Source organism: Streptomyces sp. PA03-6a (assembly GCF_033792765.1).
Lineage (GTDB): Bacteria > Actinomycetota > Actinomycetes > Streptomycetales > Streptomycetaceae > Actinacidiphila.
The window spans coordinates 1-12707 of the sequence record NZ_JARAVK010000256.1 but is presented as its reverse complement, the minus strand read 5'-3'; the positions used below and the strand labels follow the sequence as shown (position 1 = coordinate 12707).

Genomic DNA, 12707 nt, shown 5'->3' with positions numbered 1-12707 from the left:
GGAGGGTGGGGGATGCCCGCCGCAGGCGCAACGCACCCGCACACGAATGACGGGCCGTACCGCGAACCCCGGTCCGCGAAGCGCAACGCACCCGCACAAGGAAACGGCTTCGCCTCGCAGAGCCCGCACCGTAAGAATGGCCCCGTGCGGTACCTGATCCTCGGCGCCACGGAGGCGCGCAGCCCCACCGGCGCGCCCGTGCCCCTGGGCAGCGGCAAGCGGCTGCGGGCCCTGCTCGCCGCACTCGCGCTGCGCGCCCCGCACGCGGTGTCCACGGACGCCCTGATCGCCGAGGTGTGGGGCGGCGAGGGCGACGAGCCGCCCCAGGACGCCCCCGGCGCACTGCAGGCGCTCGTGTCGAGGCTGCGCCGCGCCCTCGGGTCCCAGGAGAACTCGATCGCCTCGGGCCCCGCCGGCTACCGCCTGGTCACGGCCACCCCGGACGACGTCGACCTCCACCTCTTCGAGCGCCTGGTACGCGAAGGCAGTGCCGCCCTCGACGCCGGTGACCCCGACGCCGCCGCGCAGACCCTGGAGGCCGCGCTCGCGCTGTGGCGCGGTCCCGCGCTGGCGGACCTGCCCGACCGGGGTTCCGCCGCCGCCCGGGCGGAGGACCTGCGGCTGACCGCGACGTACCGCCGCATCGAGGCGCGCCTGGCGCTCGGCCGCGCCGGCGAACTGCTGCCGCAGCTGCGCGGCCTGGTCGCCGAGCACCCGCTGCACGAGCCGTTCCGGGCGCAGTTGATACGGGCGCTGCGCGCGACGGACCGCTCCGCCGACGCACTGGCCGCCTACGAGGACACCCGCCGGGCCCTCGCCGACCGCCTCGGCACCGACCCGGGCGCCGAACTCAAGGCCTTGTACGCCCAGTTGCTGTCAGGCGAACCGCAACCGCCGACCCCGACGGCCGCACCCGCCGGCCCGCCCCGCACCGGAAACCTGCGGGCCCGCCTCACCAGCTTCGTCGGCCGCGAGGCCGAACTGGGCGTGCTGCGCGCGAGCCTGACCGACGGCAGGCACCGCCTGGTGACGCTGACCGGCCCCGGGGGCTCCGGCAAGACGCGGTTGTCGCAGGAGGCCGCGGCCGCGGTGGCCGGGGCCTCCGCGTACCCGGACGGGGTGTGGCTGGCGGAGTTCGCCCCGCTGGACCGCCCCGCCGCCGTGCCGGACGCCGTGCTGAGCGCGATCGGACGCCGTGACACGGCCGTGCTGGCCGCCGCCCGCGAGGTGCGCAGTGCGGGCCAGGAGGCCGACCCGGCCGCCCGGCTCCTGGAGCACTGCGCGCAGCGCCGCATGCTGCTGGTGCTCGACAACTGCGAGCACGTCATCGACGCCGCGGCCGCCCTCACCGACCAGTTGCTCGCCGCCTGCCCCGGGGTGACCGTGCTCGCCACGAGCCGCGAGCCGCTGGGCCTGCAGGGCGAGACGGTACGCCCGGTCGAGCCGCTGCCGTTGCCGACCGCGCACCGGCTGTTCGTGGAGCGCGCGGCAGCCGTGCGTCCCGGGTTCGACGCGGACCTCGACCACGCGGCGGCGGTGGACGAGATCTGCCGCCGCCTGGACGGGCTGCCGCTGGCCATCGAGCTGGCCGCCGCGCGGCTGCGGGTGCTCACCCCGCGGCAGATCGCGTCCCGCCTCGACGACCGTTTCCGGCTGCTGACCGGCGGCAGCCGCACCGCCCTGCCCCGCCAGCAGACGCTGCGCGCGGTCGTCGACTGGAGCTGGGACCTGCTCGGCGAGGCGGAACGCACGACGCTGCGCCGGCTGAGCGTCTTCGCCGGCGGCTGCACGCTGCAGGCGGCGGAGGCCGTGTGCGGGGAGGAGACGCTGGAGCTGGTCGGCCAGCTCGTGGACAAGTCCCTGGTCGTGGTCGAACACGGCGCGGAGGAGGTGCGCTACCGGCTGCTGGAGACGATCCACGAGTACGCCGCCGAGCGCGCCGCCGGTGATCCCGCCGACCTGGCGGAGGCGGCCCGCCGCCACACCGCGTACTTCGCGGACTTCGCCCGCACCGCGGACTCCGGCCTGCGCGGCCCCGAGCAGTTGGTCTGGGCGGCCCGTGTGGAGGCGGACCTGGACAACGTACGGGCCGTGCTGCGCCGGACGATCGACGCGGGGGACGAGGCCGAGGGGATCGAACTGGCCCTGGCCATGGGCTGGTTCTGGTGGCTGCGCAACTTCCGCGACGAGGCGCGGGAGTGGCTCGCCCGGCTCATCGCGCTCGCCGAACTCCCCGACGATCCCGGCGCCCCGGGCTTCTGGTCGCGCATGAACCTGCGGCTGCTCCACCTCTTCGTGGTCAGCGACACCACGCCCCGCGAGGAGATGCAGAGCCGGGAGATGCTGGCGCTGGCCTCGCGGATCGTCGAGGTGTACAGCGTGCCGGGCCCGCACTCGGCGCGCTTCCCCGGCATGCTGTGGCCGTTCTGCGACTACGTCGTGGGCCGCCACGAGGCGATCCGGGAGCACGCGGACACGATGGTGGCCACCTGCCGTGCGTACGGCGGCGCGTGGGAACTGGCGGCGGCGCTGATGTTCCGTACGCACATCACGATCGACCTCCCCGGCGGCCTCCCCCGGGCCGACGCGGACTGGCCGGAGCTGCTGGAACTCAGCGAACGGCTCGGCGACCGCTGGATGCGCGCCCAGGTCTGCGAGGCCGGTGCCGAGATGGCGCTGGCGTACGGCGACTACGCGGCGGCGCGGGCGGACCTGGAGGAGGCCCTGCGGCTCGGCGGTGAACTGGGCGCGCACGTGGAGGGCATCTTCGTCCGTTCCCGCATGGGCGAGGTGGCCCACCGCGAGGGCGACGACGCCCGCGCCGAGGAGCTGCTGCGCCAGGCCGCCGAGGAAGCCCAGCAGTACGGGGTGTGGGACGCCCGCGCGTACATCCGTGCGCTGCTGGCGACGATCGTGCTGCGTCGGGGCGAGCTCCGGGAGGCCCGGGAACTGGTCGACCTCGCGCACGGCGAGGGCCGTGTGGGCACGCCCCCACCGGACTTCGAGCTGCTCGTGGCGAGCCTTTCGGCCCGGGTGTCCGCCGCCGAGGGCGACACGGCGGGTGCCCCGGCCGGCCTCGCGGAGGCGCTGCGCGCGGGACTCGACGGCTTCTGCGCCGAACCGCGTCTGGCGGCGGTGGCCGAGTACGCCGCCGAGGTGCTGGTGGCCCTCGGCGATCCCGTACGGGCCGCCCGGCTGCACGGTGCGGCCGACGGCCTGCGCGCGGGCCTGCCGCGCCCGGTACCGGAGGAGGAGGGGGTGCGCGCGGCGGAGGCGGCGGCCCGCGCGGCCCTGGGGGACGAGCCGTACGAGCGGGCCCGCACCGCGGGCCACGGGCTGGGCGGCGACGGTGCCCACGCGCTGCTGACCGAGGTGATCGTCTAGGGGAATGGCCGGGGGCGGGCTCTTCGTTGCAGGCTTGAGGATTCAACTGACGGTTTCGGTGACGGAGAGAGCATGAAGGTCGAGATCTACAGCGACATCGCCTGTCCCTGGTGCTACGTCGGTAAGCGCCGCTTCGAGCGGGCGCTGGCCGCCTTCCCGCAGGCCGACCAGGTCGAGGTGGTCTACCGCCCCTTCCAGCTCGCCCCCGACAAGTCCGACACCCCTGAGCCCCACCGCGCCTACCTCGACGAGCGCTACGGCCCGCAGTCCGCGGCGATGGACGCCCGGGTGGCGGAGCTCGGCCGTGCCGAGGGCCTGGCCTTCGACTTCGACCGCGCCATCGAGAACAACACCCTGCTCGCCCACCGCCTGCTCTGGCACGCCCTGAACGCGTACGGCGCCAAGGAGCAGGCCGCCCTCAAGGACCGGCTGCTCGTGGCGCACTTCGCCGAGGGCGCCGACGTCGGCGACCGCGACACCCTGGCCGCCCTCGCCGCCGAGGCCGGGCTGGACCGCGACCGCGCGGCCGCCTTCCTCGCCTCCGACGAGGGCCTCGCGGAGGTGCTCGCCGAGATCGACGACGCCCGTGGCATCGGTGTGAACGCCGTCCCGACCTTCGTCTTCGAGGGCAAGTGGGCCGTCCAGGGCGGCCAGGAGACCTCGACCTTCCTGCGCGTGCTGGAACAGGTCGCCCAGGAGACCGGCACCGTACCCGCCGCCCCCGCGGCGGACGCCTGCGCCGACGGCGCGTGCGAGGTCCCCGCCGGCTGAACCGGCGGGGAGCGGCGGCACGCCTCAGTCGCAGGTGATCCGCGACACCGCCCAGTCCGCGACGTTCACCAGGTGGAACCTGCGCGTCGGCTCGACCGTCAGCCGGATGCGGGCGTTGCCGGCGATCGGCACGTGCACCGGCACCCCCGGGTCACCGCCGCGCAGCACCTCGGAGCGCCACAGCCGCCCGTGGTCGCCGTGGACCGAGAAACGCGCCGCGCCGAAGCCCAGTGCGACGTCGTCGATGCCGACCACGGCGTCGAAGGCGGTGCAGGAGCGGTTGAGGTCGATGGTGACGGCGGACGGCGCACCGACCGTGATGCCGTCGGGGTAGCGCGTGCCGTCGATGCCCAGGCCCCAGCGCTGCCAGACCCAGTCGCCGAGGCGGATCGTGGGCCGGTCCGACCGGCCGAGGACGCCGTGCCCGAGCGCGCTCAGCCGGTAGACCACCGGCTCGGGCGCCGGGGGCTCGCTGGGTGTGGGCGCGGGCTCCTCGACGGGGCGCGCCGGAGGCGTCGGGGTCGGGGTGACGGCCCGTACGGGAGCCTGGACGGACGGCGTCGGGCTCGGCGCCGGGGAGCGCCGCGAGGGCGAAGGGGTCGGTGTGGGGGCCGGGGCCGGTACGACCGGCGCGGCCGAGGGCTTGCTCTCCGCCTGCGGCGGGGGTGTGCTGTCGTTCCCGGTCAGGGCGATCGCCACCACGGCACCGGCCGCCGCGAGCGCCAGCCCCGCGGCAACGGTGATCTTCACCGGTGCGGCGGCCCCTTCGGCGGCCGCCGCACCACCGGCACCCGCCGCCGCGCCACCGCCCGAAGCGCCGCCCGACGCCGCGGCGGCCGCGGCACCAGCGCCGGCACCGGCCGCCGCACCGCCCGCGGCGATGCCCGCCGCCTTCGCCGCGTACGCCGCGCCGAACCAGCCGACGACCGCGACCGGCAGCAGCCCCTTGAGCGCCGCGTTCACGTCCGCCAGCTCCGCTGCCGCGAGGCGGCACTTGGCGCATTCCTCCAGGTGCTTGCGCAGCTCCCGGTCGGCCCGCATCCGCAGACCGCCGCGGGCGTGCGCACCGAGCCGGTCCGCGTAGCGGGCACAGGCTCCCTCGGCGGTCAGCGAGGACGAGACGTGCGCCTGCAGGTAGGCCTGGCGCAGTCCCTCGCGGGCGCGGTGCGCCAGGACGGCCGTCGCGTTGGCCGTCAGGCCGAGCAACGGAGCGACCTTGCTGGGTGATTCCTCCTCGACCGCGGTGTGCCACAGCACCGCCTGCCAGCGCTCGGGGAGCGTACGGAAGGCCTGGATGGCCAGAGACCGTTCGGCCTCGTGCATCGCGCGCACGTCCGCACCCAGCTCCTGGGCGCCCTCGCCCGCCGCGGCGCCGGCCGACGTGACCGCGAACACGGCGAAGTCGTCGACCAGTTGCTCCCGTTTGGCGGTGCTGCCCCACGACGCGGCGACCCGCCGCACCGTGGTGAGCAGATAGGCCCGCACCGCGGCGTCCGGGCCGCTGCCGCCGCGGATCGCCTGCAGCGTGCGGGCGAAGACCTCGCCGGTCAGGTCCTCCGCGGTGTGCCGGTCACGGCAGCAGCCCCGTGCGTAGCGCCGCACGGCCGCCACGTGCCGCCGGTACAGCTCCTCGTACGCGCTGTCGTCGCCGCCGCGCACACGGGCGACCAGGTCGGCGTCGGACAGCTGCGCCCCGGGGGTGTCCGCGGCTTCGGGGAGTCGTTCCGCGAGCGGATCCCGCTGCCCGGGTACGCGGCCGGGCGGCGGGTCCCCACCGGAGTCCGCCCCCGCCTCCGCGGGCGGACCGGACTCCCCGTTTCCTTCATCCACGGGCGTAAGAGTGGCACACCCGTACCGTCCGACGAGCTGTCAAGCACCAGAACCACCCGTCCGGGGAGTTTCACCCCCCGGACGCGGGTCATCACCTGAACGGGTCAGCCTCACGCCCCCGGACGGGACCGCAGCCCTTCCAGCAGGATGTCCAGCAACCGGCCCGAGGCGGCCGCCTGTTGGGCCGGGTCAGGCAGTGACGGCGCCGAGGTGGCGATGACCAGCAGCACGTCGGCCACCGACACGTCCGCGCGCAGTTCACCGGCCGCCCGCGCCCGCTCCACCAGCTGCCCGACGACGTCCAGCAGCGTGGCGACACCGGCGCCCGAGGCGACGTCCTCCCCCGCCCCGCGCTGCTGCGGCACGCGCGCCCCGTCCGGGGCACCGGCCGGCTGCACGTGCAGCACCTGCGGCGGCAGCAGCCGCCCGGCGCCGGAGGCCACCGACGTGCGCAGGAAGCGGGACAGCGCCGACCAGGCCTCCTCCTCCTGGCCCAGGGCCGCGCGCGCCTGTTCCGTCAGGCGTGCCGTCTCCTCCTCGGCTATGCGCCGCACCAGCACGTCCTTGCTGGGGAAGCGCCGGTAGACGGTGCCGACGCCCACCCGGGCCCGCCGCGCCACGTCCTCCATCGGCGCGCCGTACCCCAGCTCGCCGAAGACCTCGCGGGCGGCCCGCAGGACGTGCTCGAGGTTGCGTTGCGCGTCCACGCGCAGCGGCGACGTACGACTGCCGCCGACTCCCCGTACGACCGTGTCCGGATGACCGCTGACGGTCGCGGTCATCGCCCATTGAGGGTCCTGGATATGCATATGTGTATCCCCCGGTTAATCGCGTCTCCCCCCGGAGACTTCCCCACCCCATGATCGCCGGGAGACGGCGGACGACGCCGCACGGGCACCCCGGCCGGATACGAACATAGTTGAGCCCCGGTCAAGAATGAAGGGGGAGTCCACCCACGATCGGAGTACCACGGCCGCTGATTCTCCGTTCAGGCACTTCACACCGGTCGGCAACCCGCCCGTGACCTGCCGGAGAACAGGATTCGGCCATTCATTGCCGTACGCCCTGTGGACAAACCCCGATGGCCCATTGCCTCATGGGACGATGGCAGCACTCAAGGGGCCGTCCGGTGCGGCAGAAGAATCCGGGATCCCGCGCATCCTGGTCGTCGGCGGCGGTTATGTGGGCATGTACACCGCTTTGCGGCTGCAGCGCAGGCTGAAGCGCGACGAAGCGGAAATCGTCGTGGTCGAACCGCAGCCTTATATGACCTATCAGCCCTTCCTGCCCGAGGCGGCGGCCGGCTCCATCTCGCCGCGCCACGTCGTGGTGCCCCTGCGCCGGGTCCTGGACCGCTGCAGGCTGGTCATCGGCGAGGCCCGGCGCATCGACCACGGCAAGCGGGTCGCCACCCTCACCACCCTCGCCACCGAGGAGGAGGGCTCCGCCGCGCTGGAGCTGCCCTACGACCACCTGGTGCTGGCACCCGGCTCGGTCTCCCGCACCCTGCCGATCCCCGGCCTCGCCGAGCACGGCATCGGCTTCAAGACCGTCGAGGAGGCCATCGGGCTGCGCAACCACGTCCTGGAGCAGCTCGACATCGCCTCCTCCACCCGGGACGTCGAGGTCCGCGAGGCCGCCCTGACCTTCGTCTTCGTCGGCGCCGGCTACGCCGGCGTGGAGGCCCTGGGCGAGCTGGAGGACATGGCCCGCTACGCGGTGCGCTACTACCACAACGTCGAGGCCGACGACCTGAAGTGGATCCTGGTGGAGGCCACCGACCGCATCCTCCCCGAGGTCGGCGAGCAGATGGGCCGGTACGCCGTCCGCGAGCTGCGCGGCCGCAACGTCGACATCCGCCTGAACACCCGGCTGGAGTCCTGCGAGAACCGCATCGCCGCCCTCGACGACGGTTCCCGCCTCCCCACCCGCACCCTGGTGTGGACGGCCGGGGTCAAGCCGCACCCCGTGCTCTCCCGCTCCGACCTGCCGCTCAACGGGCGTGGCCGGATCAAGTGCACCGCGGACCTGCGGATCGCCGGCACCGAGGGCGCCTGGGCCGCGGGCGACGCCGCCGCCGTCCCGGACGTCACCTCCGACGACCCCGAGGCGCTCTGCGCGCCCAACGCCCAGCACGCCCTGCGCCAGGCCCGTGTCCTGGCCGACAACATCGTCGCGGCCCTGCGCGGCGAGCCGCTGACCGACTACCGTCACGAGTACGCGGGCTCGGTCGCCTCACTCGGCCTCCACAAGGGCGTGGCACAGGTCTACGGGCGCAAACTCAAGGGCTACCCTGCCTGGTTCATGCACCGCGCGTACCACCTCAGCCGGATGCCCACCTTCAACCGCAAGGCGCGCATCCTGGCTGAATGGGTCCTGTCCGGGCTCTTCAAACGGGAGATCGTCTCGCTCGGCTCGCTGGAGAACCCCCGCGCCGAGTTCGAGCTCGCCGCGGAGACCGGCCGCAAGCCCGACGCGCCCTGACCGCCAGTGCGGATGCGGTGGCCGATTCCCCCGGAGCGGTGGGTCGGCCACACTGGACCCCGTGACCAAGCGTGCGCCAGCACCTGCAAAGAGTGGCAAATACGAGGAATCGGACGTTTGAACCTCACGCGTTGGAGCGCCCGGCTCCCCGGAACACAACGACGCAATGCCCAGGCGGCGGCCGCCGGTGCCGAACCCCCGTCCGGCGGAGCGGTCCCCGCGGCGCGCGGCGAGGCCGCCGAGCACCCCGACGCGCCGGCGCACACCCTCGACGCGCTCCCCGTACGCGAGGTGCTGGGCCGGCTGCCCGCCCTCATCGCGGTCACGCACGGGCCCACGCACCACCTCGGGTACGTCAACGAGGCCTGGGCCGAGGTCTTCGGCCCCCGCACCGCAGGGCACCCGGCCCGCGAGTCCCTCCCCGAGCTCGCCGAGCTCGGTCTGCTCCCCCTGATGGACCAGGTCTTCCGCAGCGGCAAGCCCCGCACCGTCAAGGCCCGCAGGGTCGCCACCGCGACCCGGCAGGGCTACTTCACCCTCACCTGCAGCCCCGTCCCGGTGAAGGACGGCGGCGACACCGGCGGCGTCCTGGTCTTCGCCACCGACGTCACCGACCAGGTCCAGGCCGCCGAACGCCTCCGCGAGAGCGAGCGCCGCCTCCACGCGACCGCCGTCACCCTCCAGCGCAGCCTGCTCCCCCAGGAGCTCGAACAGCCCGACGACCTGCGCGTCGCCGCCACCTACCAGCCCGGCGGCACCGACGCCGCCGTCGGCGGCGACTGGTACGACGTCATCACCCTCGGCGCCGGCCGCACCGCCCTCGTCATCGGCGACGTGATGGGCCGCGGCGTGCGCGCCGCCGCCGTCATGGGGCAGCTGCGCACCGCCGTCCGCGCCTACGCCCGCCTCGACCTGCCCCCGCACGAGGTCATCCAGCTCCTCGACGGCCTCGCCGCCGAGATCGACGCCACGCAGATCGCCACCTGCGTCTACGCCGTCCACGACCCCAGCGAGGGACGGCTGGCGTACGCCTCCGCCGGCCATCTGCCGATCGTCGTCCGCGACGCCGACGGAACCGTCCGCCGCGCCGACGAACCCACCGGTCCGCCGCTGGGCACCGGCGGCTGGGTCCACACCTCCGGCTCCGTCCCCCTCGGGCCCGGTGCCACCGCCGTGCTCTACACCGACGGCCTCATCGAGCGCCGGGGCGAGGACATCGACGAGGGCGTCTCCGCCCTGATGAACGCCCTCGCCGGCGCCACCGGCAGCCCCCAGGTCATCTGCGACCGCCTGCTGCGCGCCCTCGGGGTCACCTCTGAGCACGCCGACGACGTCGCCGTGCTCGTCATGCAGTACCCGCAGCACGAGGGCAACGACTCCGAACTGTTCCGCAACGCCTCCCTGGAGCTGCTGGGCGGCATCGAGGCGGCCCCCCGTGCCCGCGCCTTCGCCCAGGGCGTGCTGACCTCGTGGCGCTTCCCCGTCGAACTCGTCGACCTCGGCGTCCTCGCCGCCAGCGAACTGGTCGCCAACTCGCTCCAGCACGGCGTCCCGCCCATGCGGCTACGGCTGCGACGCACCGACCGGCGCCTGATCATCGAGGTCACCGACGGCGACGACCACCTGCCGCGCCGCCGCCGCGCCGAACCGGCCGACGAAGCCGGCCGGGGCATCTCCATCATCGCCACCATCGCCTCCGCCTGGGGATCCCGGCGGACCCCCGGCGGCGGCAAGGCGGTGTGGTGCGAGTTCGCGCTCCCCACCTGAGGGAGGATCACGCCGCCAGCACGGGCTCGCGCAGCGGCGCGTCCTGCCCGACCGTGAGACGTCGGCCCAGCCGCACCGAGAGCACGCTGACCGCCAGCGAGCACGCGACCAGCATCACGATGTACTCGGCGTACATCCCGCTGCCCGCCATGAGCCCGCCGACCGCCGGGCCCACGGCCAGCGCCAACTGCTTCACCAGCGCGAACGCCGAGTTGTACTGGCCGACCATCCGCTCCGGCGCCATGTCGGCCACCAGCGGCGCGACCGTCGGCGACAGCATCGCCTCGCCGAGCCCGAACAGCGCGTACGTGCCGATCAGCATGGCCGTCGCGATCCCGTGCGCGGAGCCCGTGAGCCCGGCGAGACCGGCGACCACCCACGCCAGGGCCCACAGCAGACCGACCGCCGCGATCACCCGGCTGCGCCGCCGCCGCTCCACCGGCCGCAGGACGAGGAACTGCGCCACCACGATCGCCGCGGTGTTCGCCGCGAGGGCGATTCCCAGCGTCGCCGGCGACACCTTGGTCACCTCGACCGCGTACGCCGACAACCCCGACTCGAACTGCCCGTAGCAGGCGAAGAACAGAACCCCGCCCAGCACGCACAGGTGCACCATCGCCCGGTCGGCGAACAGCGCCCGCCAACCGCCGGCCGCCTTGTCCGTCGGCGCCGCCTCCATGCGCGCCGCCTTCGGCAGCCGCACGGAAGCCGCGACGACACCGAGGACCAGGAACATCGCGGCCTCGATCGAGAACAGCAGCGTGAAGGAGTCCGGCCGCGAGGTGTCGACCAGCAGCCCGCCCAGCAGGCCACCGACACCCAGCCCGAGGTTGCTCAGGAAGAACTGCGTCGCGAAGGCCCGCGACCGCGTCTTCGGCGTGGAGCACCACACGATGAGCGTGGCCAGCGCCGGCTGCATCACGGCGATGCCCGCGCCCATCACCGCGGACGCGGCGACCACCAGGGGCGCGCTCGAGGCGAGCCCGAAGCCCATGGAGCCCACCGCAGCCGCGAACGCCCCGGTCAGCAGCACGGGCAGCGGGCCGCTCCGGTCGATCGTCCGACCGGTGAACGGCAGCACGGCGAGCGCGGCGACGGCGAACGCGGACAGCACGACACCCGCCGTGCCCGCTCCCAGTCCCCGCACCTGCGCCACGTAGACGAACAGGAACGGGACGGTGAAGCCGTTGCCGAACGCGCTCAGCGCGTTGCCCAGCTGGATCCGGCGCAGCGCGGCGCCCATCGCGGTGGTCACACTCACCCCTTAGGTCAGTAGTCCTCGAACTTGAAGACTTCAACTTTAAACTTCGAAGCTAAACAGTACATGCCGGAAGTCTTTAGGGCCAACGGGTTTCGTGGGACACTCCTGCCATGACGAGTGCAGCCGACGGCCCTGCCGGCACCCCGCAGGAGCTGGACCTCGATGAGCAGATCGCGATCTACCAGCGCGAATACCCCGAGGTGGACCCCCAGGTCGAGAAGATCGTCACGGCCCTGGGCAGGCTCAACCGCCGTATGAACGTGGGCTACAGCCGGCACCTGTCGGCCGTCGGCATCACCAGCGCCGAGTGGGAGGTCCTCAAGGCCCTTGTGGTCGTGGGCCGTCCGTACCGCCTCGGCCCCGGCGACCTGGCCAAGCGACTCGGCCTCACCCCGGCCGCCATGACCCACCGCATCGACCGCATGGTGGCGGAAGGTCTGGTCACCCGGGAGCGTGACGAGAGCAACCGCGTCCGCGTCATCGTGGAGCTCACCGACCTCGGCCGCAGCAAGTGGCTGGAGACGATGCGCATGGCCTCCGTCTTCGAGGCGGACCTCCTCCAGGACCTCGCCCTCGACGAACGCAACGTCCTGGGCGACCTCCTGACCCGCCTCCTCCGCCGCGTCGAGGCCGACCAGCCGGACGCCGGCGGCCGCCTGAGGGACCTGGACTGACCCGGCTGCCCTGGTTTGACAGACGTACGGGGGATCCGTAATGTTCTCCGAGTTGCCCGCCGGTGAACACCGACTCCGGTCGGTCCCCGGGCAGCCATTCCGCAGGACCCACCTCGATGAACGGCCTCGTGTCGTCTCGTTCGCGTGTGCGTTTTTCGGAATGAGGATCGACGGAATTGCTCGATTGGCATCGGGCGCCACTGATCCGCTAACGTTTCACCAGTCGGAACGGCCCAACAGCCGCGAGGACAAGCCCCGCTGACAGGGGATCGGGCCGGAAACGGTCTGATAGAGTCGGAAAAGCCGAAAAGCGAAAGCCGGACGGCGAAACCCCCTCCAGAGGGTGGCAGAGAAGGAAATCGGATCTGCTAAGCTGGAGACAACGAAGGGAAAGCCCGGAGGGGCCGGTGAAACGGTCTCGAAGGAAGCTTCCGTTCCTTGAGAACTCAACAGCGTGCCAAAAGTCAACGCCAGATATGTTGATACCCCGTCCATCTCGGACGAGGTTCCTTTGTAGTAAACACAGCGAGGACGCT

The 12707-nt window shown here is 73.5% G+C and carries 9 protein-coding genes; 5 read left to right on the top strand and 4 right to left on the bottom strand.

Annotated elements, in window-relative coordinates:
• The first annotated feature begins 144 nt into the window (after positions 1–144).
• On the top strand, positions 145–3384 hold the full coding sequence (locus tag PV350_RS38305) for an ATP-binding protein (RefSeq protein ID WP_500338071.1): 3240 nt from the start codon (positions 145–147) through the stop codon (positions 3382–3384).
• A gap of 72 nt (positions 3385–3456) precedes the next feature.
• A complete protein-coding gene (locus PV350_RS38300) occupies positions 3457–4155 on the top strand; it encodes a DsbA family oxidoreductase (protein WP_500338069.1) in 699 nt (232 codons plus the stop codon).
• A 24-nt stretch (positions 4156–4179) separates the two neighbouring features.
• Here PV350_RS38300 and PV350_RS38295 read toward each other — a convergent pair whose 3' ends face one another.
• Both PV350_RS38295 and PV350_RS38290 read right to left on the bottom strand, forming a co-directional pair.
• On the bottom strand, positions 4180–5985 hold the full coding sequence (locus PV350_RS38295) for a sigma-70 family RNA polymerase sigma factor (RefSeq protein WP_500338067.1): 1806 nt from the start codon (positions 5983–5985) through the stop codon (positions 4180–4182).
• Positions 5986–6095: 110 nt separating this feature from the next.
• Complete coding sequence (locus tag PV350_RS38290; RefSeq protein ID WP_499513087.1) at positions 6096–6794, bottom strand: TetR/AcrR family transcriptional regulator; 699 nt, start codon at positions 6792–6794, stop codon at positions 6096–6098.
• Between the two features lie 295 nt (positions 6795–7089).
• On the opposite strand from PV350_RS38290, the gene PV350_RS38285 reads away from it, so the two are divergent.
• Positions 7090–8469 (top strand): NAD(P)/FAD-dependent oxidoreductase, encoded by a 1380-nt coding sequence (locus PV350_RS38285; RefSeq protein ID WP_500338065.1) that lies wholly within the window; start codon positions 7090–7092, stop codon positions 8467–8469.
• Positions 8470–8586: 117 nt separating this feature from the next.
• Complete coding sequence (locus PV350_RS38280; RefSeq protein WP_499513089.1) at positions 8587–10236, top strand: ATP-binding SpoIIE family protein phosphatase; 1650 nt, start codon at positions 8587–8589, stop codon at positions 10234–10236.
• Positions 10237–10243: 7 nt separating this feature from the next.
• Here PV350_RS38280 and PV350_RS38275 read toward each other — a convergent pair whose 3' ends face one another.
• Complete coding sequence (locus tag PV350_RS38275; protein WP_499513090.1) at positions 10244–11491, bottom strand: MFS transporter; 1248 nt, start codon at positions 11489–11491, stop codon at positions 10244–10246.
• A gap of 116 nt (positions 11492–11607) precedes the next feature.
• On the opposite strand from PV350_RS38275, the gene PV350_RS38270 reads away from it, so the two are divergent.
• Positions 11608–12171 carry a MarR family winged helix-turn-helix transcriptional regulator gene (locus PV350_RS38270; protein ID WP_499513091.1) on the top strand — a complete coding sequence of 188 codons (564 nt, stop codon included), beginning with the start codon at positions 11608–11610 and terminating at the stop codon, positions 12169–12171.
• Positions 12172–12387: 216 nt separating this feature from the next.
• Here PV350_RS38270 and PV350_RS38265 read toward each other — a convergent pair.
• Positions 12388–12707: hypothetical protein (locus PV350_RS38265; protein ID WP_500338063.1), on the bottom strand; the 320-nt coding region annotated here is incomplete at its 5' end.

Coding starts and splice junctions, on each gene's coding strand:
- PV350_RS38300 (WP_500338069.1), top strand. CDS start 3,457: ATGAAGGTCGAGATCTACAGCGACATCGCCTGTCCCTGGTGCTACGTC.
- PV350_RS38290 (WP_499513087.1), bottom strand. CDS start 6,794: ATGCATATCCAGGACCCTCAATGGGCGATGACCGCGACCGTCAGCGGT.
- PV350_RS38285 (WP_500338065.1), top strand. CDS start 7,090: ATGGCAGCACTCAAGGGGCCGTCCGGTGCGGCAGAAGAATCCGGGATC.
- PV350_RS38270 (WP_499513091.1), top strand. CDS start 11,608: ATGACGAGTGCAGCCGACGGCCCTGCCGGCACCCCGCAGGAGCTGGAC.